The sequence below is a fragment of the Mesorhizobium ventifaucium genome (assembly GCF_935822925.1).
GTDB lineage: Bacteria > Pseudomonadota > Alphaproteobacteria > Rhizobiales > Rhizobiaceae > Mesorhizobium > Mesorhizobium ventifaucium.
Genome location: NZ_CAKXZS010000016.1, coordinates 230,393 through 250,930 on the forward strand (window position 1 = coordinate 230,393; position 20,538 = coordinate 250,930).

23 protein-coding genes are annotated in these 20,538 nt (G+C 62.5%); 15 read left to right on the forward strand and 8 right to left on the reverse strand.

Going from position 1 to position 20,538, the window contains the following annotated elements; all coding sequences use genetic code 11:
- Nucleotides 1–113: 113 nt before the first annotated feature.
- The gene (locus tag NMG70_RS15755) at nt 114–1,046 is read right to left on the reverse strand and encodes a substrate-binding domain-containing protein (protein WP_095491966.1); all 933 of its coding nucleotides are present in this window, start codon (nt 1,044–1,046) and stop codon (nt 114–116) included.
- A gap of 254 nt (nt 1,047–1,300) precedes the next feature.
- The gene (locus NMG70_RS15760; RefSeq protein WP_254025386.1) at nt 1,301–2,458 is read right to left on the reverse strand and encodes a fumarylacetoacetate hydrolase family protein; all 1,158 of its coding nucleotides are present in this window, start codon (nt 2,456–2,458) and stop codon (nt 1,301–1,303) included.
- A gap of 280 nt (nt 2,459–2,738) precedes the next feature.
- Here NMG70_RS15760 and NMG70_RS15765 point away from each other — a divergent pair, with 280 nt between their 5' ends.
- From NMG70_RS15765 to NMG70_RS15795, 7 genes are all read left to right on the forward strand, one after another.
- The gene (locus NMG70_RS15765; RefSeq protein ID WP_254025387.1) at nt 2,739–2,918 is read left to right on the forward strand and encodes a hypothetical protein; all 180 of its coding nucleotides are present in this window, start codon (nt 2,739–2,741) and stop codon (nt 2,916–2,918) included.
- Between the two features lie 79 nt (nt 2,919–2,997).
- Nucleotides 2,998–3,885: an ABC transporter permease gene (locus NMG70_RS15770; RefSeq protein ID WP_254025388.1), complete on the forward strand. Its 888-nt coding sequence runs from the start codon at nt 2,998–3,000 to the stop codon at nt 3,883–3,885.
- Nucleotides 3,882–4,760: an ABC transporter permease gene (locus NMG70_RS15775; protein WP_254025389.1), complete on the forward strand. Its 879-nt coding sequence runs from the start codon at nt 3,882–3,884 to the stop codon at nt 4,758–4,760. The genes NMG70_RS15770 and NMG70_RS15775 overlap by 4 nt, the downstream gene beginning before the upstream one ends.
- Complete coding sequence (locus NMG70_RS15780) at nt 4,745–5,815, forward strand: ABC transporter substrate-binding protein (protein ID WP_254025390.1); 1,071 nt, start codon at nt 4,745–4,747, stop codon at nt 5,813–5,815. Before NMG70_RS15775 ends, NMG70_RS15780 begins: the two co-directional genes overlap by 16 nt.
- Before the next feature lie 84 nt (nt 5,816–5,899).
- Nucleotides 5,900–6,508, forward strand: a complete 609-nt coding sequence (locus NMG70_RS15785) for a cupin domain-containing protein (RefSeq protein ID WP_254025391.1) — start codon at nt 5,900–5,902, stop codon at nt 6,506–6,508.
- Nucleotides 6,498–7,583 carry an ABC transporter ATP-binding protein gene (locus NMG70_RS15790; RefSeq protein ID WP_254025392.1) on the forward strand — a complete coding sequence of 362 codons (1,086 nt, stop codon included), beginning with the start codon at nt 6,498–6,500 and terminating at the stop codon, nt 7,581–7,583. The genes NMG70_RS15785 and NMG70_RS15790 overlap by 11 nt, the downstream gene beginning before the upstream one ends.
- A 37-nt stretch (nt 7,584–7,620) precedes the next feature.
- Nucleotides 7,621–9,048, forward strand: coding sequence for an aldehyde dehydrogenase family protein (locus NMG70_RS15795; protein ID WP_254025393.1), 1,428 nt, complete (start codon nt 7,621–7,623; stop codon nt 9,046–9,048).
- A gap of 66 nt (nt 9,049–9,114) precedes the next feature.
- On the opposite strand, the gene NMG70_RS15800 is transcribed toward NMG70_RS15795, so the two are convergent.
- On the reverse strand, nt 9,115–9,807 hold the full coding sequence (locus NMG70_RS15800) for a FadR/GntR family transcriptional regulator (RefSeq protein WP_023799437.1): 693 nt from the start codon (nt 9,805–9,807) through the stop codon (nt 9,115–9,117).
- Nucleotides 9,808–9,984: 177 nt separating this feature from the next.
- Between NMG70_RS15800 and NMG70_RS15805 the strand changes: the two genes are divergently transcribed.
- The 5 genes from NMG70_RS15805 to NMG70_RS15825 are packed head-to-tail and all read left to right on the forward strand — an operon-like array spanning nt 9,985 to nt 14,088.
- Nucleotides 9,985–10,980, forward strand: coding sequence for an ABC transporter substrate-binding protein (locus NMG70_RS15805; RefSeq protein ID WP_254025394.1), 996 nt, complete (start codon nt 9,985–9,987; stop codon nt 10,978–10,980).
- 12 nt (nt 10,981–10,992) lie between these two features.
- Nucleotides 10,993–11,820 (forward strand): ABC transporter permease, encoded by an 828-nt coding sequence (locus tag NMG70_RS15810; RefSeq protein ID WP_254025395.1) that lies wholly within the window; start codon nt 10,993–10,995, stop codon nt 11,818–11,820.
- A gap of 1 nt (nt 11,821) precedes the next feature.
- Entirely contained in the window at nt 11,822–12,625 is an 804-nt protein-coding gene (locus NMG70_RS15815; protein ID WP_254025396.1) for an ABC transporter ATP-binding protein, read from the forward strand.
- Nucleotides 12,626–12,631: 6 nt separating this feature from the next.
- Nucleotides 12,632–13,387 (forward strand): ABC transporter permease, encoded by a 756-nt coding sequence (locus NMG70_RS15820; RefSeq protein ID WP_254025397.1) that lies wholly within the window; start codon nt 12,632–12,634, stop codon nt 13,385–13,387.
- A 2-nt stretch (nt 13,388–13,389) separates the two neighbouring features.
- A complete protein-coding gene (locus NMG70_RS15825; RefSeq protein ID WP_254025425.1) occupies nt 13,390–14,088 on the forward strand; it encodes a fumarylacetoacetate hydrolase family protein in 699 nt (232 codons plus the stop codon).
- Nucleotides 14,089–14,165: 77 nt separating this feature from the next.
- Here NMG70_RS15825 and NMG70_RS15830 read toward each other — a convergent pair whose 3' ends face one another.
- A complete protein-coding gene (locus NMG70_RS15830) occupies nt 14,166–14,330 on the reverse strand; it encodes a hypothetical protein (RefSeq protein ID WP_254025398.1) in 165 nt (54 codons plus the stop codon).
- A gap of 393 nt (nt 14,331–14,723) precedes the next feature.
- Between NMG70_RS15830 and NMG70_RS15835 the strand changes: the two genes are divergently transcribed.
- A complete protein-coding gene (locus NMG70_RS15835; RefSeq protein ID WP_254025399.1) occupies nt 14,724–15,077 on the forward strand; it encodes a nuclear transport factor 2 family protein in 354 nt (117 codons plus the stop codon).
- 62 nt (nt 15,078–15,139) lie between these two features.
- Here NMG70_RS15835 and NMG70_RS15840 read toward each other — a convergent pair whose 3' ends face one another.
- Both NMG70_RS15840 and NMG70_RS15845 read right to left on the reverse strand, forming a co-directional pair.
- Nucleotides 15,140–15,622, reverse strand: coding sequence for an SRPBCC family protein (locus NMG70_RS15840; protein ID WP_254025400.1), 483 nt, complete (start codon nt 15,620–15,622; stop codon nt 15,140–15,142).
- Complete coding sequence (locus NMG70_RS15845) at nt 15,619–15,969, reverse strand: ArsR/SmtB family transcription factor (RefSeq protein ID WP_254018828.1); 351 nt, start codon at nt 15,967–15,969, stop codon at nt 15,619–15,621. Before NMG70_RS15845 ends, NMG70_RS15840 begins: the two co-directional genes overlap by 4 nt.
- 170 nt (nt 15,970–16,139) lie before the next feature.
- On the opposite strand from NMG70_RS15845, the gene NMG70_RS15850 reads away from it, so the two are divergent.
- Nucleotides 16,140–16,496, forward strand: a complete 357-nt coding sequence (locus NMG70_RS15850; protein WP_254025401.1) for an ArsC family reductase — start codon at nt 16,140–16,142, stop codon at nt 16,494–16,496.
- 15 nt (nt 16,497–16,511) lie between these two features.
- On the opposite strand, the gene NMG70_RS15855 is transcribed toward NMG70_RS15850, so the two are convergent.
- Nucleotides 16,512–18,014, reverse strand: coding sequence for a xylulokinase (locus NMG70_RS15855; RefSeq protein ID WP_254025402.1), 1,503 nt, complete (start codon nt 18,012–18,014; stop codon nt 16,512–16,514).
- A 68-nt stretch (nt 18,015–18,082) separates the two neighbouring features.
- Complete coding sequence (locus NMG70_RS15860) at nt 18,083–19,066, reverse strand: sugar-binding transcriptional regulator (protein ID WP_254025403.1); 984 nt, start codon at nt 19,064–19,066, stop codon at nt 18,083–18,085.
- 140 nt (nt 19,067–19,206) lie between these two features.
- On the opposite strand from NMG70_RS15860, the gene NMG70_RS15865 reads away from it, so the two are divergent.
- Entirely contained in the window at nt 19,207–20,535 is a 1,329-nt protein-coding gene (locus NMG70_RS15865; RefSeq protein WP_254025404.1) for a sn-glycerol-1-phosphate dehydrogenase, read from the forward strand.
- The last annotated feature ends 3 nt before the right edge of the window (nt 20,536–20,538 follow it).

Sequence of the window (20,538 nt, forward strand, 5' to 3'; positions counted from 1 at the left end):
CCCGCGACATGGTTGGAACTGGCCAAGCCCGGCGCCGCATGAGGCGGTTCGAGGCTCAGCGGGATGATGGGGATGATCGTGGCAGGCGTGCCTCGACCATCCCGATCGCGGTTTTATTTTCCGGACAGGATGTCGTCGTAGACCTGTGCGGTGTCCTTTTCGTAGAGTGCGCCGGTGATCACGTCGAAGCCGGGCGGAATGCCGCTGGCGGCCATGTTGGCGATCGAAAGCGCCACATAGCTGGTCGCCTGCGGATCCTGCCATTGTGCGGCATTGACGTAGCCGGTCAGCACCTCCTGGGTGGTGTCGAGCGAGTTGCCCCAGCCGACGACAGGGATTTCGCCCGGCTTGATGCCGGCCTGGTCGAACACCCGCTTGATCGAGCCGGTCACCAGGTCGCCGAGACCGATGATCGCCTTGACCTTGGCTCTGTTGGCGGTGAGATAGTCGACCATGCGGTTGATCGCTTCGGCCTGATCGAGCGTGGCTTCGGTGATTTCATAAGTGATGCCGAGTGGCTCGAAGACGCTCTTGATACCTTCTTCTTCCTGGACGCCATAGGTGGCACCCGGGATTTCGACCGGCATCCAGACGAAATCGCCCTTCTTCACCAGGCCCTTGTCGACCAGATACTGCGCCCAGTTCTTGCCGAAGGTGACGTTGTCGCCGCCAACATAGGCGTTGAAGTCCGCCTTCGGATCGGGGGTGTTGAAATTGATGATCGGGATGTTTGCCGCCCGTGCTTCCTTGGCGAGTTCGATAAGGCTGCCCGGGTCGGGGCTGGTGGTGGTGATGCCGTCGGCCTTTGCAGCGATGGCCGCGCGAACAGCCTCCTGCTGGGACGACACGTCGCCATTGTGGAATGAGGTGTTGACGGTGTTGCCGGTGTCCGTCGCCCATTGCTTGGCGCCGGCGAGGAAGTAGGTCCAGACCGGGTCGGCCGGGCCGCCATGCGAAATCCAGTAGAAGGTCTTGGCCTGTGCCGCCGCCGGAATCGCCAGCGCCACGATCAAGCCGAATACAAATAGTCGTAGCCTCGTCAGCATTTGATTTCCTCCCATTTTGAAAACTTCCTCCAGCTCCGGCGACGATCACGGCAAGCCCTGACCGTGTTCTTGCCAGCGTCGATCTGGATGCATCAGAGCATCCGCTTTCGATCGATGGCAAGCCTCCATTTGCTAGTGGTAGTTGGCGCGCGACGACGCGCCATCAGCCATCCCATCAGATTGCATCAGTTTGGCTGATATCTTTAGGGCAAGCGACACTCGGCGCCGAAGACGAGGCGCAGGCGAGACGGAAGCTAGATAAGACCGGCCCTGGCGAGGTCGCGCATCAGATGGCTGGCACCGTAGGTCCAGTGGGGACAGTCGGGTGACAGCCGTACCCGGTTGATCAGGGCGCCGAATTTCTCCGATGAGATGGTGACGATGTCGCCGACCTTGTGCGTGAAGCCCTTGCCCTTTTCGCCGCGATCCTTCGACGGCACGAACATGGTGCCGAGATAGAGCGCCAGCCCGTCCGGGTACTGGTGATGCGGACCCATGGCGGCGGCGACCAGCTCTTCCGGCGAGCGGCTGATCTCGGCCATCGAACTGGCGCCCTCCAGCGAGAAACCGTCCTCGCCCTCTACCTTCATGCGCACGATGGCCTGCTTCACGTCATCGATGGAAAAGTTATCGTCGAACAGCCGGATGAACGGACCGAGCGCGGCCGACGCGTTGTTGTCCTTGGCCTTGCCGAGCAACAACGCCGAGCGCCCTTCGACGTCGCGCAGATTGACGTCGTTGCCGAGCGTCGCGCCGACGATCTTGCCGCTGCCGGCGGCGATCATGGCGATCTCAGGCTCCGGATTGTTCCAGGTGGAAACCGGATGCAGGCCGACATCGGCCCCGAAGCCGACCGATGCCATCGGCTGGCATTTGGTGAAGATCTCGGCGTCGGGGCCGATGCCTACCTCCAGATATTGCGACCAGGCGCCACGCTCGATCAGCTTGGCCTTGATCTCCATCGCTTCCGGCGTGCCGGGCTTGAGCTTCGACAGATCGTGGCCGATCAGCCCGGCAATGTCGGCGCGAATGGCGTCCGCCTTCTCGGCCGAGCCGCGCGCCTGCTCCTCGATGACCCGTTCGAGCAGGCTGACGACGAAGGTGACGCCCGACGCCTTGACCGCCTGCAGGTCGACCGGAGAAAGCAGGTACGGTTTTTGCGGATCGCGCGCGGCCTGGAAACTGTTGGCGGCGATTGCATCAAGTGATCCGATCGGTTCGCCCCTGGTCGCCTGGACGTAGCCTGCTGGGTCCGGCATCTCGCAGACGTCGCGCACGGTTGGTGCCATGCTCGACGTGATGTCGAACACCGTGCCGCCGCGCACCGTGACCACCAGCGGATGGGAAGCTTCGCTTGTCCTGACGCGGCCGATGAAGAGGCCCTCGTCAGGCAGGAGAGTGGTGTTCGTCATGGCTTGCGGTCCTCTGCTTGTCTTGTTCTGCTCCGACGGTCGTCGCTGCCGGACCAACGGTTCATAAAAAGCCTGGCCAGCGGCGGCGGCACTTTCAACAAATTCCCGCCAAAGGTCTATCCCGCCCTCAAGGCAAGTTTTGTCAATCTGTCCGGGCGGTCTCCGCGTCGCTGGGCGGTGATTGACCTTGACGTGTCCAGGTGCGAAGCGGAAACGGTATTTCAAAATCGTGAAAATCGTCACTAAGGATTTTCATAAACGAACTGCGGCGGCATCGGGCGTGAAGATCGCCGATCACCAGAAGGTGACGCACCTCGACAAGAATGCCGGGGCCTTGGCGCATCTCGACGGAAGTTTGCTGTTCCCGGGTCTCTCCGTCCGGCCGATCCCGTTCCACGCGTTTCGGCAGGTTGGCGTCGCCGCGACGAACGCCTGGCTTCCTATGCGAGCGTTGATTTAATCGCGATGCAGGAATCAGCTTGACAGTTTCATGAATATGAAAAAATCCTATGTGATTTCAAATTTCGATGGGCAACCCGATGTCGACCATCGTTGCAACGCAGCCGCTGCCGGAGTCCCGGTCCTCGACGGGTTTCCGGTTGGCCATGCTGCTGCCGGGCGGGCTGGTCACCTTCTTCCTGATCCTGTTTGCCCTCGGCCTCGTGGTTTTCCTCGCCCTTCGCGGCAATGACGGTTCGCTGCTGGGCGTCGGTTTCACTTTTGCGAATTTCATCACCGTGGCATCCGACCCGCTGTACTGGGCAGTAACGCTGCGCTCGCTGGCCATTGCCGGCCTGGTGACGCTGGCGACGGTCGTCACCGCCTACCCGGTTGCCTACTATCTTGCCTTCCACGCCGGCCGGCGGCGCGGGCTGCTGTTGTTCCTGGTGACGCTGCCGTTCTGGACCAGCTATCTCCTGCGCGTCTTCGCCTGGAAGATCGTGCTTGCCTATAATGGCGTGCTGAACTCGGCGCTCATCGAAAGCGGCATCTGGTCCGAGCCGACATTGGCGTTTCTCAACACGCCGGCCGCCGTCGTCGTCACGCTGGCTCACGCCTATGCGCCATTCGCCATCCTGCCCATCTATGTGGCGCTGGACACGATCCCGAAATCGCTGGTCGAAGCTGCTTCCGATCTCGGCGCCAGACCGTTCACCAGCTTCCGCCGCGTCGTGCTGCCGAATTCGATGCCGGGGGTGCTGGCGGCGGCTCTCGTCGTCTTCGTGCCGACGGTCGGCGACTATGTCACCCCCGCGCTGGTCGGCGGCCCTGCCAGCACCATGATCGGCTCGCTGATCCAGGCCCAGTTCGGCAAGGCGAATGATTGGCCGTTCGGCGCCGCACTGGCCGTCGCCGTCATGTTGGTCATCCTCGCCGTGGTGCTGGTCGTGCGTTTCGCCGACCGCAGGTTTGGCAGCCGCACATGAACACGGCGCGTATCGATGCGAAGCAGGGCGGCGGTTGGCTCGGCGCCTATGTCCTTGCCTATCTAGTGTTTCTGTACTTGCCGATACTGCTGATCCCGCTGTTTTCTTTCAACAATTCGATCCAGGCGGCGTTTCCGCTGCAAGGCTTCACGTTCGAATGGTACGCGACGCTGTCCGGCAATTCGGCGCTGTCCGGCGCGCTTGCCAACAGCCTCGTCATCGGTGCAATTGCCGCCACCGGTGCCACGCTCTGCGGCATCACCGTGTCCTACATGGATCTCTTCGGCCGCTCGCCGCTTGCCACCGTGATAAGCGCCATCGCGCGGCTGCCGATCCTGATCCCCGGCGTCATCGTCGGCATCTCGCTGCTGATCCTGGTCAACCTTATTGGCTTCGGTCCATCGCGCACCGCCATCGTGCTCGGCCACATATTGGTGGCGCTGCCGACGACGGTGGTGATCATGAAAGGCCGCTTCGCCGCTATCCCCAGGACCATCCGCGAGGCCGCGCTCGATCTCGGCGCTTCCGACTGGACGACATTCAGGCGGGTGATGCTGCCGCTCAGCCTGCCTGCGATTGTGTCAGCGTTCATGCTGGCCTTCCTGACCTCCTTCGACGAATTCATCGTCGCCTTCTTCCTCGCCGGCACCGAGCCGACGTTGCCGCTTTACATCTGGAGCCAGCTGCGATTCCCGAAATCGCTACCGACCGTCATGGCGCTGGGCACGGCCATCCTGGCCGTGTCCCTCGTCATCGCGGCAATTGCCGAAATCCTGCGCCATCGCGGGCTCGCCGCCGCTCAGCGGCCGGTGCCCGCCAACCTGTCCAAACCAGAAGAAACCGAAAGAGGAGAACTGCAATGGCATTCGACCTGAAATCGATAAATCGCAAGACAGTTCAAGCCGGATTGGCCGCCTTCGCGCTGGCGCTTTCGTCGACCGTCGCGCTTGCGGCCGACAAGTTGCAATATTTCACCTGGTCGGGCTACGAACTGCCCGACTTCAACAAGAGCTTCCTAGCCGCACACCCCGATGGCGTCGAGGCCTCGATGTTCGGCGATGACGACGATGCCTTCACCAAGGTCAAGGCCGGCTTCCGTCCTGACGTCGCGCATCCCTGCTACGACAAGGTGGCGCGCTGGAACAAGGAAGGCCTGCTGCAGCCGATCGACACCAAGCGCATCAAGAACTGGGATTCGATCTTTCCGGTCTTCAAGAACCTGCCCGACCTGCAGGCCGGCGACGGCAAGGTCTGGATGGTGCCGTGGGACTGGGGCAACACCTCGATCCTCTACCGCACCGATCTGGTGAAGAACCCGGAACCGAGCTGGAACCTTTTGTGGGACAAGCAATATGCCGGGCGCATGGCAACGATCGACGCCGTCCACGACACGCCGGTGGTGGCGGCGCTTCTCGCCGGCGTCAATCCGTTCGACATGACGCCGGAACAGATGGACAAGGTGGCGGAAAAGCTGCGCGAGCAGCGCCCGCTGCTCTCGAACTACACCACCGACATGACCTCGGTCGAACAGGCGCTGGCCAGCGGCCAGCTTGTCGCCGCCATGACCTGGAACGCGTCGGCCACCTCGCTCAAGAAGCAGGGCGTGCCGGTCGAGTTCATGAAGCCTAGGGAAGGCATGCTGACCTGGGCATGCGGCTTCGTCATACTCAAGGACGCCAAGAATGTCGACCTCGCCTATGACTTCATCAACAGCCGGCTGGAGACGGATTCGGGGAAATACCTGATCCAGGCTTATGGTTACGGCAGCTCGAACAGCTCGGCCTTCGCCGCGGTCCCGAAGGAGGAATTGGAAAAGCTGCAGCTGCCGTCCGATCCGGAAGTGATGCTGAAGACCACCGTCTTCACCGGGCCGATGAAGCAGAATGACGAACTCGCCAAGATGTTCGAGAAGGTCAAGGCAGGCGGCTGAGTTCGCTCTTCCTTCTCCCACAAGGCGAGAAGGGAGAACCGCGCGGCGCCGCTCCAGGATACCGAAAACGAGGTCGGGAAACGGATGGATATACTGGACCAAACGGCTGAAAAGCCGAAGGACGACGCTGACGTGCGGGTCGGCCGGCGCGTGCGGGCGCTCAGGCTGGAACGCAATCTTTCGTTGGCCGAGCTTGCCGCCAAGGCCGGCGTTTCGATCGGGGCGCTCAGCCAGATCGAGCGCGGCCTGTCCTCGCTTCGCGTCAAGGTGATCTGGCCGCTCGCCGCCGCTCTCGACATCGAGCCGTCGGCGCTGATTGCCGACGGCAACGATGCAGTCAGCGATCTCTATTGCGTGCGCGCCAACAGTCGGCGCCAGATCCCGGTGAAGTCGGAAGGCATCGCCAAGGCGCTGCTGTCGCCGCCGGCCGCTACGCTCACCGGCATGCTGGTGACGGTGGAAGCCGGCGGCGGCACCGTCGAAGCCTACGCTCATCCCGGCCACGAATTCGGTTTCGTCCTGTCGGGCGAAGTCGAACTCGTCGTCGATTCAACCACCTATGGACTGAAGACGGGCGACAGCTTCGCCTTCAAGAGCACTTTGCTGCATGCCTTCCGCAATCCGAGCGCCGAGCGCTGCCAGATTCTCTGGGTCAACACGACCAAGCCGTCCGAGGTTCGCGATGGCGCCTGATCCTCTCGTCCGGCTTGATGCGGTCTCGAAGATATTCCCCGGCGGCGTCGTCGGGCTGGACGCCGTCGATCTCGACATTTCCCGCGGCGAATTTCTGACCTTGCTCGGTCCGTCCGGCTGCGGCAAGACCACCAGCCTGCGGGTGATCGCCGGGTTCGAAACCCCGTCAAGCGGACGGGTGCTGCTCGAAAGCCGTGACATCACTTCGCTGCGGCCGTTCGACCGTCCCGTCAACACCGTGTTCCAGGACTATGCGCTGTTTCCGCACATGAACGTCGCCGACAACGTCGGCTTTGGCCTGTCGCTGCGCAGGCTTTCTGGGGCTGAACAGGCAAAGCGCGTCGGCGAAGCGCTCGACATGGTCGGCCTTGCCGAAAAGCTCGGCGCCCGCGCGTCCGAATTGTCGGGCGGCCAGCGCCAGCGCGTCGCCCTTGCCCGTGCGATTGTCTGCGAGCCGCGTGTGCTGTTGCTCGACGAGCCGCTGTCGGCGCTCGATGCGCATCTGCGCGAACAGATGCAGGTCGAACTGAAGCGGCTGCAGTCGCGGCTCGGCACCACTTTCGTCATGGTCACCCACGACCAGACCGAGGCGCTATCGATCTCCGACCGCATCGTCGTCATGAACAAGGGCCGCATCGAGCAGATCGCACCGCCGGCCACGCTCTACGACCGGCCCGCCACAAAATTCGTCGCCAGTTTCATCGGCACGATGAACCTGCTGCAGTCGCGCTTTGTCGGCCGTGACGGCGATCGGTTGCGTTTCGCCGCCGGCGCCCTGCCGCTGGAAGCCACGTCGGAAACCGGCGAAGCGCCGGGAGAAGGCGCCGTGCGAACCATCGGTGTGCGTCCGGAGGATCTTTTGGCGACGACCGAAGCAGCGAGCGGCACCGCGCCGGTGCGGGTGAGCAGCATCGTCTTTCACGGCCGCACCTTGCGCCTGCACGCCGAATTGGGGCAGGGGATAACGGTGGTGATCGACGCGCCACGCCGGGCGGAAGGTTTTCAATTCAGCGTCGGCGACGTGGCGCATATCAGCCTGCGCCGCGGCGCTAACTGCCCTATGCTGCCCAGCTAATCTGACACCATCCTTCCAGAAAGCCGGAGCACCACCCATGAGCAATCACCTGAACTTCTTCATCGACGGAAAATGGGTCGCGCCCGTAGTGCCGGCAACGCTGGATGTGATCGACCCGTCCACCGAAGAGGCCTATACGAAAATCTCCGTCGGCTCGAAGACCGATGTGGATCGCGCCGTGGCAGCGGCGAAGGCGGCCTTTCCGGCCTTTTCGCAGACCAGCAAGGCCGAGCGCCTGAAGCTGCTGAAGCACATCCTCGAAGTCTACAACGCGCGCTACGAGGACATCGCGCAGGCTGTTAGCCAGGAGATGGGGGCGCCGATCACCTGGGCGCGTGAGGCGCAGGCCTGGGCGGGCAGGGCGCATATGGAATCCACCATCAAGGCGCTGGAGGATTATGAATTCAGCGAGAAGCGCGGCACCACCATGGTCGTCAAGGAGCCGATCGGCGTCTGCGCGTTGATCACGCCGTGGAACTGGCCGCTCAACCAGATTGTCTGCAAGGTGGCGCCGGCGATCGCCGCCGGCTGCACCGTCGTGCTGAAGCCTTCCGAGATCGCGCCGATCAGCGGCATCGTCTTTTCGGAAGTGATGGAAGCGGCCGGCACGCCGAAGGGGGTCTACAACATGGTCAACGGCACCGGTCCGGATGTCGGACAGGTCATGGCCGGCCACCCGGACGTCGACATGGTTTCCTTCACCGGCTCGACCCGGGCCGGCATCATCGTCGCCAGGACGGCGGCCGAGACGGTCAAGCGTGTGGCGCAGGAACTCGGCGGCAAATCGGCCAACATCGTGCTTCCCGATGCCGACTTCGAGAAGGCCGTGCGCAAGGGCGTCAACGCCTGTTTCGGCAATAGCGGCCAGTCCTGCGATGCGCCGACGCGCATGCTGGTGCCGGCCGCCCGCCACGATGAGGCGCTGGTGATCGCCAAGAAGGCGGCCGAGGCGCACAAGGTCGGCGATCCGCGCTCGGAAGACACCAGGCTCGGGCCGGTGGTCAGCCACATCCAGTTCGACAAGATCCAGCGGCTGATCGAGGCCGGCATCGCCGAGGGTGCAACGCTGGTCACCGGCGGTCCCGGCCGGCCGGAGCATCTTAATCGCGGTTATTACGTGCGGCCGACCGTCTTCGGCCACGTCACTCCGGGCATGACCATCGAGAAGGAGGAGATTTTTGGTCCGGTGCTTTCGGTCATCTCCTATGATGACGACGATGACGCGGTGAGGATCGCCAACGACACGGTCTATGGCCTCGCCGCCTACGTGCAATCAGGGGATATCGACCACGCGCGAAAAGTCGCCGGCCGCCTGCGCGCCGGACAGGTCTCGATCAACTATCCGGAGTGGGACACCTTCGCGCCGTTCGGCGGTTACAAGCAATCCGGCAACGGCCGCGAATATGCCGACTGGGCGATCCACGACTTCCTCGAGATCAAGGGCATCATCGGCTACGGCGCCTAGTGAAAGACCCCGCTCAGCGCCGCCGCCCAGGAAGGACGCGCGGCGCTGTAGCGTGGCCAAGCCAGACTATTCGGCGGCTTCGCGGACAGGGATCAGGCGCCGCTCGACCTGTTGGAGATGCAGGCGCATCGCTGCCGCCGCGCCGCCGAGGTCACGCTCGGCGATCGCCTCGACGATCCGTTCATGGTCGGCGAAGCTGTGATGGTCTGCCGGAGGGCGGGCGCCTTCTGAACGAAGACGTCCCCAGACCACGGTGCGGCGCACGGCGTTCAGCACGTCGAACAGGCCGAGCAGCACATTGTTGCGGCTCGCTTGCGCAATCTGCCGGTGGAGCAGATTGTCGACATTCTCATATTGCCGCCATGTGACGGCTTCCCGCGTCTGCACCAGCGATTGCCGCATCGCGGCGATATCGGAAAGCGTGGCGTGCAGCGCCGCTTCGCGCGCAATCTCGGGCTCAAGGATGAGGCGCGCGCGCATCACGTCGGCCGGATTGGTGCGCCCGGCGATTTCCGAAATGCCGATCGTCTCCTCGACCGGCCCGCTGCCGACGAAGGTGCCCCTGCCGACGTGACGCCAGATGCGGCCGTCCTTCTCGAGCACCGCCAGCGCCTTGCGCAGATCGCCGCGCGATACGCCGAGGCTTTCCGACAGTTCCCGCTCGGCAGGCAGCCGCGTCTCACCGGCATGATCCATCTGGGCAAGATAGGCCTGAAGCTGAACCAGGGCGGCGTGGCCGCCATTGCCGGGATCGTCCATCAATTTAACCAATCCGCGTATGATTTCCCTTGGTCGGTGTTAAAACGATTAGCGGAAACCGTCAACTGCCGAGTTTCTGGGCACACCCGTTCGACACGGTATAGTTTCTCCTTGACCAATCCGTCCCATAGCCTTAACCAATTAAGACAATGGTTACAAAAAACGGGAGGAATGACAATGGCCGGCGTGTCCAGACGTACCATCCTTGCCACCGCTTTCGCCGCGGTTCTGGCATTTGCAGTGCCCTTGTCGGCCGCAAATGCCGGCGACATGCGCATCGCCTTCGGCGACCTCCCCGGCATCGAATCCATCCAGACGCTCGCCGCGATAGAGCGCGCCAAGGAGCGCGGCGTGAATGTCGAGCTCATCGTTCTCAATGACGAGGACCTGGCTGCCCAGGCCATTGTCGGCGGCCAGGCCGATGTCGGCATCGGCGCGCCCTATACCTTGATCCAGAAGGTCGGCGTGCCGATCCGGATTTTCGCGCAGATATCGACGCTGCGCTTCTTTCCCGTCGTCAACAGCGAATTCTACAAGGAATGGAAGGATCTCGACGGGCAGGAGGTCGCCGTGCAAGCGCGCGGCTCCGGCACCGAGGCGGTCATGCTGCTGATGGCGAAAAACCACGGCATCAAGCTCGGCAACATCAGCTATGTCCCGGGTTCCGAGGTTCGCCGCAATGCGCTGCTGCAGGGGACCATCAAGGCGTCGATCGTCGATGCCGCCAACAGGCGCGCGCTCGAGGCCGAAGCCCCCGGCAAGTTCATCGTTCTGCCGGTCGAGGATCTCGGCGCCTCTGACGAAGCGCTTTTCGCGACCGCGGACTATCTGAAGAACAGCGCCGCCGACGTCGACATCCTGGTCGAGGAATTGATGAAGACCGCGCGCGAGATCACCGCGAACCCTGCGGTGGCGGTCGAGCTGCGCAACAAATATAAACTGCTGCCGGATCTCGGCGCTGAAGCCGACAGCGAAATCACCGAATACTACAAGGAAACCGCGCAAGCCGGCAGCCTTGCGCTGAACGGCGGTGGAGCCGATGCGGCCAAGGACGACTTTGCCTTCTTCAGCCTTGCCGGCCAGATCGAAGGCGATCCAGCCAGCCTAAAGGTCGAGGACTTCTGGGACGTCTCCGCAATCGACCGCGCCGTCGCCAAGCTCGGCAAGAAATAGGCGGCCTGCCGGATGGCCGTAAGCATCAGAACCGACGGCGAGGCTGCCGGCCTCGCTTCCCCATCGACTCGAAGCGCAACGGGCGCATCGTGGGACCAGCCGATCCTGCTCAGGCTGGTGTCGATCGCCCTGTTCGCGGGAATTTGGGAAGTGGCCGGGCGTATTCCCGTCAGCTTCGCCTTTCCGACTTTTTCCGACACCATCGTCGCATTTTTCGGACTGCTCGCCGACGGCAGCTTGGCAACCGCCTATCTCTCGACACTGCAGCCGCTGGTGCTCGGCGTTGTCCTGTCGGCGTTCCTGGGTGTCGGCCTCGGCACGATCTGTGGCCTGTGGCGCACCGGCGAATGGCTGGTGATCCCTGTGTTCATCGTGCTTCAGGCAGCGCCGGTCGCCGCCTTCATTCCGATGGTCACCTTCGTCTACGGAATAGGCATGACCGCCAAGACGCTCGCCGTCATGATCCTGGCGCTGCCGGTCATCGTGCTCAACACCTACAAGGCCGTGCACAACGTCAACGAGTCGCTGCTCGTCATGTGCCGATCGTTCCTCGGCACAAATTGGCAGACCGTCGCCAAGATCATCCTTCCGGACGCCAGCCCGGTGATTTTTGCCGGCTTGCGCCTCGGCGTCGCTGCCGGCTTCGTCGGCGTGGTGCTCGCCGAACTGCTGATTACCCCGACCGGAATCGGCGATCTCATTACCTTCCACCGCTCGCGCGCAGACTACGCCGAGATGTACGCAACAATTGCCTCGATCATTGCGCTTTCCACCCTGACGCTCGTCTTTCTGCAGTGGGTGGAGGTCCGTGTTTTCAGGCCCGAGAGCAGAGGTGTTTAGGATGGGCGCGACCGCATTGCGAAATGGACCGTCGCCGGTTCCCGCACCGATCGATTCAATCGTGGAAGTGAGAGGAATTTCCAAGACCTACGGCAACGTCGAGGCGCTGCGCAGCATCGACCTCGACTTTCCCAGGGGCAAGCTTACCAGCCTTCTCGGACCCAGCGGTTGCGGAAAGACGACGTTGCTGAAGATCATAGCGGGGCTGATACGAGCCGATGGCGGCACCGTTGCGATCAACGGCAAACACGTCACCGCACCCGGCGCCGAACGCGCTTTCGTGTTCCAGGATTTTGCGCTGATGCCGTGGGCGACCGTGATGCGCAACGTCGCCTTCGGACTTGAATTGCGCGGCACCAACAAGGCCGAGCGCGAGGAGATCGCCCGCCGCTACATCGCCGAGGTGGGGCTTGCCGGCTTCGAGGACAAATATCCGCATCAACTCTCGGGCGGCATGCGCCAGCGCGTCGGCCTGGCGCGGGCCTTGTCGGTCGACGCCGACGTCCTGCTGCTCGATGAACCGTTTTCGGCAGTCGACGAGCAGAACCGGCGGAAGTTCCAGGAAGACCTGATCCGACTGCGCACCAACCAGAACAAGACCTTCATCTTCGTGACGCACTCGATCGAGGAAGCGGTCTACATCTCCGACCGCATCGTGTTGCTGTCACCGAGACCAGGCCGGGTTTCGCAGATCATCGAACCGGAAATCGATCGCTCCGGCGACCCGGAGCGCATCCATCGCGACAGGCACTATCTCGATACGGTCGAGGAGATCTGGCAGGGGCTGAAGCAGTATGTGGAGTGACCGGCCGTGACCTTGTTTGGCTACCGTGTGCCAATGATGGCGTCCCTGCTGGTCTGGTGCGTCGTATGGGAAATCGTCGGCCGGCTGGACCTTGTCTTTCTGCTGCCGCCGTTTAGCGACGTGCTGGTTGCAGCGGTCAGTCTCGTGCAGACGCCGTCCTGGCAGATCGCGACAGTTACGACCCTTCGCGCCTTCGCCATGGGCATGGCCCTGTCGATCCTAGTCGGCGTGCCATTGGGCATCCTGATGGGACGCGTCAAGATTGCTGACGACCTGCTCGGCATGTGGGTCAATATCTTTTCAAGCGCACCGCTCTCGGCGATCGTCCCGGTGCTGATGATCCTGTTCGGCTTCGGCGAGAAGACGATCGTTGCGGCGGTGTTCCTGTTTGCGATCTGGATCATCGTTCTCGACACCCGCGCCGGGGTGCGCCATATCTCGCCGTCGCTGGTCGAAATGGCGCGTTCCTATGGCGCCTCGCGCCCGGCGCTCTATACCAAGATCATCCTTTGGGCGGCTCTTCCGGAAATCCTTGCCGGGATCCGCCTTGGCCTCATCCGCGGCGTCAAGGGCGTAGTCATCGGCCAGTTGCTCGTCGCCATCGTCGGCTACGGTGCGCTGTTCGAAACCTTCTCGCGAAATTTCCGCATGGCCGAATTCTGGGCCTTGACCATCATCCTTTTTGCCTTCGCCCTGCTGATCGCCGAACTCATCGAACGGGCCGAAGCCAAAGTCGAATATTACGCAGGAGCAAGACAGTGAACATGCACGGCACGACCCCGAGCTACGTCATCGAACCGACCGCAATCCCCAGCATCCCGGTGGCGGGAGCCGACAAGATGTTTCCGGTACACCGGGTCTATTGCGTCGGGCGGAACTATGCCGCGCATGCAGTCGAGATGGGACACGACCCCAACAAGGAGCCGCCATTCTTCTTCCAGAAGAATCCCGACAACCTCGATACGACAGGGGAATTTCCGTATCCTCCAGCCTCCAACGATGTCCATCACGAGATCGAAATGGTCGTGGCGCTGAAGAGCGGCGGCACCGACATCCCGGTCGAAAAGGCTCTGGACTGCGTGTTCGGTTATGGCGTGGGTCTCGACATGACGCGGCGCGACCTGCAAGGGAAGGCGAAGGACATGGGCCGTCCTTGGGAAGTCGGCAAGGCCTTCGAGGCATCGGCACCATGCACGCCATTGGTTCCGGCAAGCTCGATCGGCCATCCAACCCAGGGCGCGATTTGGCTGGACGTCAATGGCCAGCGAAAACAGACCGGCGACCTCAACCAGATGATTTGGAAAGTTCCGGAAATGATCAGCTATCTCTCAGGTCTGTTCACGCTGATGCCGGGGGACATCATTCTTTCCGGCACGCCGGCGGGCGTCGGCGCGGTTGTTCGCGGTGATGTTCTTCGCGGTCATATCGATGGTGTCGGCGATCTAGAGGTTCGCGTTGTCTGAAGCGGCATCGATTGTTGAACGGCTGGCGGCCGGAGCCGATGATGCGCCGGCGATTGCGGCGCCGGACAGGACCACGCTCACCCATGGCGGACTGCGCCGCCCTTGGTGATGGCAAACCCAACGCTCTGGTCGACATTGCCCTTCATATCGGTTCGCTGATACAGGCCAGGCCGTTCGATGTTTGCCTCGATCGCGTATCGGCTTTTGGCGGCTGGGCGCTGGTGCTTCGCAGTGGCGACCATTCGCCAGCGTTGCAAGCCTTTTGCGCAACCTCTTCGCTGTGGTCGACGACAGCCCGCTGAAGCCCTTCGTGACGAACTCGGTAGAGCCGCATGTGACGTTGCTTCGCGACAGACTGCGCGTGCCAAAGGTTCGGAACGGATCGTTGAGCCGATCTCCTGGACGGTGCGGAGCTTTGCATTGGTCCGCAGCCACCAGGGTGAATATGAATGCCCGGCCAGCTGGCAATTGAGTGGCCAGGACTATGCTCTGGCCGCGATGTAAGAACCTCAATTCGTCTTCACATACTCCGCGCGATATCCATCCTGACATGGCTTGTCAGCTATCGGCGGGCCGAACGATGGCAGGTCAGCCAGCAGTTCCCTACTTGGAAGGGGTCTGAACAGGAGGAACACATGACCAATGCGGAAATTGCCAAGGATTTCACAGAGCTTCTCAAGCAGGGTGATCACGAAAGGGCCGCTGAGAAGTACAATGCCGATGAGATCGTTAGCTACGAAGCAATGGAAGGGCCGATGGCCATCTGCAGTGGCAAGGAGGCCGTGAAGCAGAAGGGCCAATGGTGGCAAGAGAACAACGAAGTCCATGGCGGCTCGGTCGAGGGTCCGTATGTCAACGGCGACCAGTTCGCAGTGCGCTTCAAGTTTGACATTACGCCCAAAGCTACGGGCGAGCGTGTCACCATGGATGAGGTTGGCCTATACACGGTCAAGAACGGCAAAATTACCGAAGAGCGCTTCTATTATTGAGGCCGGAAACACCAGCGGCTTCCATGGCGGCTAGGACGACGCCCTGGCTGCCATGTGAGCACCTAAATCCTCTTCACATAGTCCGCCAGCTGGTCCGCTACGGTGCCCCAGCCGTCGAAAAAGCCCATCTCCTCGTGGTTCTTGCGTGTGGCTTCGTCGCGGTGGATGGCGGTCGCGATGTAGCGTGTCGCCTCGCCTTTCGGGTGCAATGATATGACCGCTGTGATGAATGGGTCCCCTGACGGCCGATAGCCGGGCAGCAACGCATCGGTCCATACCAACCGCTCGTTCGGCACGATGTCGAGGTAGCAGCAATGGCGGTCGCTGACCTCCCTGCCGTCGGGCGACTGCATGCGGGTCCTGAACAGGCCGGGCCTGAGATCGATCTCGCAATCGGTGACGATCCACGGCTTCGGTGTGAACCATTGCCGAACATGCTCGGGCATCGTCCAGGCTGTCCACAAAAGCTCGCGCGGCGCTTCGATGATGCGTTCGAGGACGAGGTCGAGTTTCGGGTCGGGTTTGAACAGCGGGGTCGAACTCATTTGTCTTTCTCCTTGAGTGTCATGACGTAGGCATCGAATTGGTCAAGGCGGCGTTCCCATAGGGCGCGCTGCTCGGCCAGCCAGTTTTCCGCAAGCTTCAGCGGCTCAGGTGCGAGTTGGTAGGTCCTGACGCGGCCGGCTTTTTCGGAATGAACAAGCCCGCAGCCTTCCAGCACCCTGAGATGCTCGACGAACGAGGGCAGGGCCATGTCGAATGGCTGCGCGAGCTCGCTGACCGAGGCGGGGCTTCTGTTCAGCCGCTCGACAACGCGCCGCCGGGTCGGGTCGGCCAGCGCTCGGAAAATGCCGTCGATCGGGGGGGGGCTTTCGGTCTGTAGGCTCGTCATGATCATTCCCTTGCTTCCGCCACTCAGCACGGCCAAAGTCGGCTAGGACATTACTTAGGAAAATTCCTTAGTGTTGGCAAGCCCGAAATCACAGATGCCGCAAGGCCGCTGGAAAAGTGAGGGGCGCGGTTTTAGAGTGCCGTCAGATTCGACCGGTCCGAGGATCCGTTTTGACGATCACCATATACGGCATCACCAATTGCGACACGATCAAGAAGGCGCGTGTCTGGCTGGAGAGCCACCATGTCGCCTATCGGTTCCACGATTACAGGGTCGAGGGGCTGGAGGCAGTTAGGCTCGATGGCTGGGCCGGCAAGGTCGGCTGGGAAATCCTGCTCAACAAAGCGAGCACGACGTTTCGCGAACTGTCGGACACGGACAGGCTGAGCCTGGACGAGAACAAGGCCAAGGCGCTGATGTTGGCCAACCCGACGATGATCAAGCGGCCGGTCCTCGATCTCGGCGATCGTATCCTCGTCGGCTTCAAGCCTGATCTCTATCAACAGGCGGTGGGCGGGTTGAAGTAGCGGAACGGACGCTTTTCACGCTCCAGTTCGCCAGGCGAATTGGGTCGCGGAAAAGACCTTGGCCTGCCTGGCCGACAGCGCGTCCCACGCTGCGCGGCAGCTGGGGTCCGGTTCGATCGTCTCGGCAATGCTCGTCATCGCATCCGCAGCCTCGGAAAAACTCTCGAACCATCCGACGCCGACCGCCGCGCTAATCGCTGCGCCGAGGGAGGAGGCTTCGGCATTGTGACCCTTGTGGATCGCGATCCCTGTTGCGTCGGCGATCATCTTTGTCCAAAGCTTGCTGTTGGCGCCGCCGCCGATCGCCACCATTTGCGCCGGCGAAAGACCATGGCTGCGCATCTCTTCGAGAGCCCGGGCGGTTTGCAGCGTCATTGCCTCTAGCCCTGCACGATAAAAGTGACCGAGCGTGTGCGAGGGGTGCATGCCGATGAAGCTCGCGCGTGCGCTCGGCTCCCAGTGCGGGTCCATGCAACCGACCAGGGTGGTGCCGGCGAGAAGTCCGTCGGAGCCGATCGGGACGGCCGCCGCTTCTCTTTCCAGGCGGTCGAAGATCGCCGGATCGGAGCGCCCGCCGGCAAACGTGTCGACGAACCAGTTGACGAAATAGACACCCGCCCGCTGCACTGCCTCGAGGAAATAGCCATCGCCTGTCGGCGAGGTCATGGTACGCCAGAAGGCGCCGACCACCGGTTCCCTAGACCAGATTCCCGCGATGATCGCAGTTCCAAGATTGAGATAGACGACGCCGTCGCGCATGGCATTGACGCCGAGCCCGGCGCATTGGCCATCGCCGCCGGCGGCAATCACCGGCGTTCCTTCGGCGAGGCCGGTTGCCGTGGCGGCTGCGGCATGAACGGTCCCGACCCGTGTGCCGGACCGCACCGCATTGGGAAGTTGCGACGGCCTGATGCCGAGATGATCAAGGATCGGTTGCGACCATGCCTTGCGCGAGATGTCAAAGAGACCGAACGGATCGGCGCTTGTCCAGCTCGCACTCGGCGTTCCCGTCAGTCTCAGCGTCAGATAGCCATGCACGTCGAGGATTTTGTTCGCCCGGTCCAACCGTTCCGGTTCGTTCTCGCGCAGCCATTTCAGGCGGTAGACGACCGGCGTCACATCGATCGGCTTGCCGGTGATCGCGTGCAGCCGCTGACGGCCGATCTCCGCCGCGAAACGGTCGACCAGCCCGGCGGCACGTTCGTCGAGCCAGAGGCTGGCGGGTCCGATTGGCGCGCCGGCGCCATCGATGAGGGCTACGGTCTCCCGCTGGTTGGAGATCGCGATGCCGGCGATGCGTTCCGCATCGACTGCGCCGACAAGCTGCCGCAGCGCCACCGTTGCGGCCCGCCACCAGTCGGTGACCTCCTGCTCGACATAGTCCGGCCTCGGCTTCATCAGCTCGAGCGGCGCCCGGCCTTCCGCCACGGCTCGTCCGTCCCGGCTCCAGGCAATCGCCTTGCAGGATTGCGTGGAACTGTCGAGGCCGACGACAAGAGGTCCGTCGCTGCTGCCCATGATTGTCCTCCCGAGACGATGAGTTCCACCGGTGCTGGTTAGTCCAAGTGCTGGTTAGTCCGAGCCGGTTATTCCAAGAGACTGTTCGCGGTGGCCATGTCGGTGACAAAATGTGTCGCGTATCCGCCGCCGAGCCCGGCCCTGATCGCCCCCATCTTGCGGCCGCCGGCGGCGGCGCAGATGCGGACCGGCACCGCTTTCAGTTCGTCGAGTGTTATGCCGACGGTGCGCCCGTCCAGCGGCGTTGCGAAGGCAGCTCCCTGGGCGTCGATGAACCGCCCGATGATGACCCCGAGCGCGCCCTGCTCGATCATGCCGGCAAGCGCGTCGGCATCCGATATCCCAGCTCGGGCATAGGTGCTCTCCGGCCCGATATCGCCGATCCCGAAGATGACCTTGCCGGCGGCACGGATCATGCGGAACTGGTTGACGAGCATCGGCTCCTGCATGAGTTCGTCGTGCAGTTCGTCGGTGGAGACGATTGCCGGGGCAAGCAGGTTGATGCAGCGGGCGCCGAGCCGATTGGCCATCAGCGAGGTGCAGAATTCCGGCGAGAAATCGCTGGTGCCGATCGAGCTTCCCGAGAGCTGGACGACGGTCAAGTTCCGGTCATGCCGTAGTCTCGGGATCGAGCGGGCGGCAGCGAGCACCGTTTTTCCCCATGCAACGCCGATCGTGTCACCCGGATCGACCATGGATGCGAGCAGCCGTCCTGCCGCTTCGCCGATGCGGCGGTCGGCATCGTTGGGGTCGAGGTCGGGGATGACCGCCGCGCCGCGAAGCCCGTATTTTTCCATCAGACGCCGCGAGGTCAAGGTGCGGGCAAAAGCGTCGTGGTCGACCTGCACGGCGACAAGACCGCTTTCGCGTGCCTCCTGCAGATAGTGCACCACGCTCGCCCTCGAGACGTTCATGACCTTGGCCACGTCGCTCTGGTTGAGCTGGTCGACATAGTAGAGCCAGGCAGCCCACGCCACCGCGCTGTCGAATTCGGGCGGCAGTGCCGAGAGCCCAGATGGTCGGACCATTTCGATGTCGGCATTGGCATTCATGTCCCTTTTTCCGCAGGTTTGCACAACGAAGTCAAGCGTCGAGGGCAAATGCTTGACAAAAGACAGTGATAGGTGACTATTGTTTCACAAACGCCAACGCTCCTGCGCCTCGATTACAGGGTCGCCAGCATGAGGACGTCATGACGAATCCGGCAGCCGGATCCTGGACGGCATTGATCGACGACATTCTGGACGGGCACTGGACCAACCCGGAGACCGGTAAGAAGGCCGTGGTGCCGTATGACCGGATTGTCATCGAAGAAAGCCTCGACGGGCGGGCGGCCGATCTCGTTGCGGAGCTCGATCTGGGGGAGCGGTTCACAGTCGTTGCGGATGCCGCCACCTATGAGGCGCTTGGCGAACGCGTTGCGCGCGAACTGAAGACGCTCGGCCCTGTCGATGTGGTGATCTTGGATCACCCGCATGCCGACATGGCCAACGTCGAAAGCCTGGCCGTCAAACTCGCCGATGCGGACGCCGTGGTCGCGGTCGGTTCCGGGACGATCAACGATCTCTGCAAGTTCGTCACCGGAAGGAACGGACGGCGCTATTGCGTGTTCGGGACGGCCGGTTCGATGAACGGCTATACATCGACGACGGCGTCCATCACACTTGAAAGCGGCCTGAAGGTATCGCTCCCTTCCCACGCCCCCTCAGGCTTTTTCGTCGATCTTGGCGTCTCCGCTGCCGCCCCGACCTATCTGTCGGCGGCGGGATTCGGCGACTGCCTTTGCCGTTCGGTCGCCCAGATTGACTGGTGGATGTCGCACCGTCTGCTTGGCACCGCCTACCATCAGGTACCGTTTCTCATCCAGGAAAAGGATGAGGCGGCGCTTAACCAGCGTGCGGCAAAGCTTGCCGACCACGATATCGAGGCCAATGGCTATCTCTACCGCGTGCTGACGCTCTGCGGCCTCGGCATTTCCTTCACTGGCGTCTCCAATCACGGTTCCATGGGCGAGCATCAGATATCGCACTACATCGACTGCTTCGCCGGCGAGCGTCACCCCGGCACGCTGCACGGCACCCAGGTCGGCGTCGCTTCGCTCACCATGGCGCGATTGCAGCAAGCCATGCTTGCAAGCGACAAGCCGCCGGTGGTGAAGGCGACGAAGATCGATCCTGACGACATGGTCCGCCGCATGGGCCCGGCTGTCGCCGCACAATGTCTCGACGAACTGACGAAGAAGGCCTTCGACGAGACGGCCGCCGCCGCATTCAACGAGCGGCTGCAGGAGCTCTGGCCGACACTCAGGCAGGAGCTCAGGCAATTCATGGTGCCTGTCGACGAGATGCAGCGCCTGCTGAAATCCACCGGCGGGCCGATTTCAGCGGCCGAATTGGGCACGCCGGCCGATCTCTATCGCGAAGCCGTCGTTCATTGCCGGGAGATGCGCAATCGCTTCTCGTTCCTCGACATTGCTGCCGATGCAGGAATGCTGGAGGATTTTGCTCGCGGGGAAGCCTGACCG

What these genes read in the sequence shown, in the direction of transcription:
- NMG70_RS15755 (WP_095491966.1), bottom strand. Translation starts at nt 1,046, where the DNA reads ATGCTGACGAGGCTACGACTATTTGTATTCGGCTTGATCGTGGCGCTG.
- NMG70_RS15760 (WP_254025386.1), bottom strand. Translation starts at nt 2,458, where the DNA reads ATGACGAACACCACTCTCCTGCCTGACGAGGGCCTCTTCATCGGCCGC.
- NMG70_RS15770 (WP_254025388.1), top strand. Translation starts at nt 2,998, where the DNA reads ATGTCGACCATCGTTGCAACGCAGCCGCTGCCGGAGTCCCGGTCCTCG.
- NMG70_RS15775 (WP_254025389.1), top strand. Translation starts at nt 3,882, where the DNA reads ATGAACACGGCGCGTATCGATGCGAAGCAGGGCGGCGGTTGGCTCGGC.
- NMG70_RS15780 (WP_254025390.1), top strand. Translation starts at nt 4,745, where the DNA reads ATGGCATTCGACCTGAAATCGATAAATCGCAAGACAGTTCAAGCCGGA.
- NMG70_RS15785 (WP_254025391.1), top strand. Translation starts at nt 5,900, where the DNA reads ATGGATATACTGGACCAAACGGCTGAAAAGCCGAAGGACGACGCTGAC.
- NMG70_RS15790 (WP_254025392.1), top strand. Translation starts at nt 6,498, where the DNA reads ATGGCGCCTGATCCTCTCGTCCGGCTTGATGCGGTCTCGAAGATATTC.
- NMG70_RS15795 (WP_254025393.1), top strand. Translation starts at nt 7,621, where the DNA reads ATGAGCAATCACCTGAACTTCTTCATCGACGGAAAATGGGTCGCGCCC.
- NMG70_RS15800 (WP_023799437.1), bottom strand. Translation starts at nt 9,807, where the DNA reads ATGGACGATCCCGGCAATGGCGGCCACGCCGCCCTGGTTCAGCTTCAG.
- NMG70_RS15805 (WP_254025394.1), top strand. Translation starts at nt 9,985, where the DNA reads ATGGCCGGCGTGTCCAGACGTACCATCCTTGCCACCGCTTTCGCCGCG.
- NMG70_RS15810 (WP_254025395.1), top strand. Translation starts at nt 10,993, where the DNA reads ATGGCCGTAAGCATCAGAACCGACGGCGAGGCTGCCGGCCTCGCTTCC.
- NMG70_RS15815 (WP_254025396.1), top strand. Translation starts at nt 11,822, where the DNA reads ATGGGCGCGACCGCATTGCGAAATGGACCGTCGCCGGTTCCCGCACCG.
- NMG70_RS15825 (WP_254025425.1), top strand. Translation starts at nt 13,390, where the DNA reads ATGCACGGCACGACCCCGAGCTACGTCATCGAACCGACCGCAATCCCC.
- NMG70_RS15830 (WP_254025398.1), bottom strand. Translation starts at nt 14,330, where the DNA reads ATGGTCGCCACTGCGAAGCACCAGCGCCCAGCCGCCAAAAGCCGATAC.
- NMG70_RS15835 (WP_254025399.1), top strand. Translation starts at nt 14,724, where the DNA reads ATGACCAATGCGGAAATTGCCAAGGATTTCACAGAGCTTCTCAAGCAG.
- NMG70_RS15840 (WP_254025400.1), bottom strand. Translation starts at nt 15,622, where the DNA reads ATGAGTTCGACCCCGCTGTTCAAACCCGACCCGAAACTCGACCTCGTC.
- NMG70_RS15845 (WP_254018828.1), bottom strand. Translation starts at nt 15,969, where the DNA reads ATGACGAGCCTACAGACCGAAAGCCCCCCCCCGATCGACGGCATTTTC.
- NMG70_RS15855 (WP_254025402.1), bottom strand. Translation starts at nt 18,014, where the DNA reads ATGGGCAGCAGCGACGGACCTCTTGTCGTCGGCCTCGACAGTTCCACG.
- NMG70_RS15860 (WP_254025403.1), bottom strand. Translation starts at nt 19,066, where the DNA reads ATGAATGCCAATGCCGACATCGAAATGGTCCGACCATCTGGGCTCTCG.
- NMG70_RS15865 (WP_254025404.1), top strand. Translation starts at nt 19,207, where the DNA reads ATGACGAATCCGGCAGCCGGATCCTGGACGGCATTGATCGACGACATT.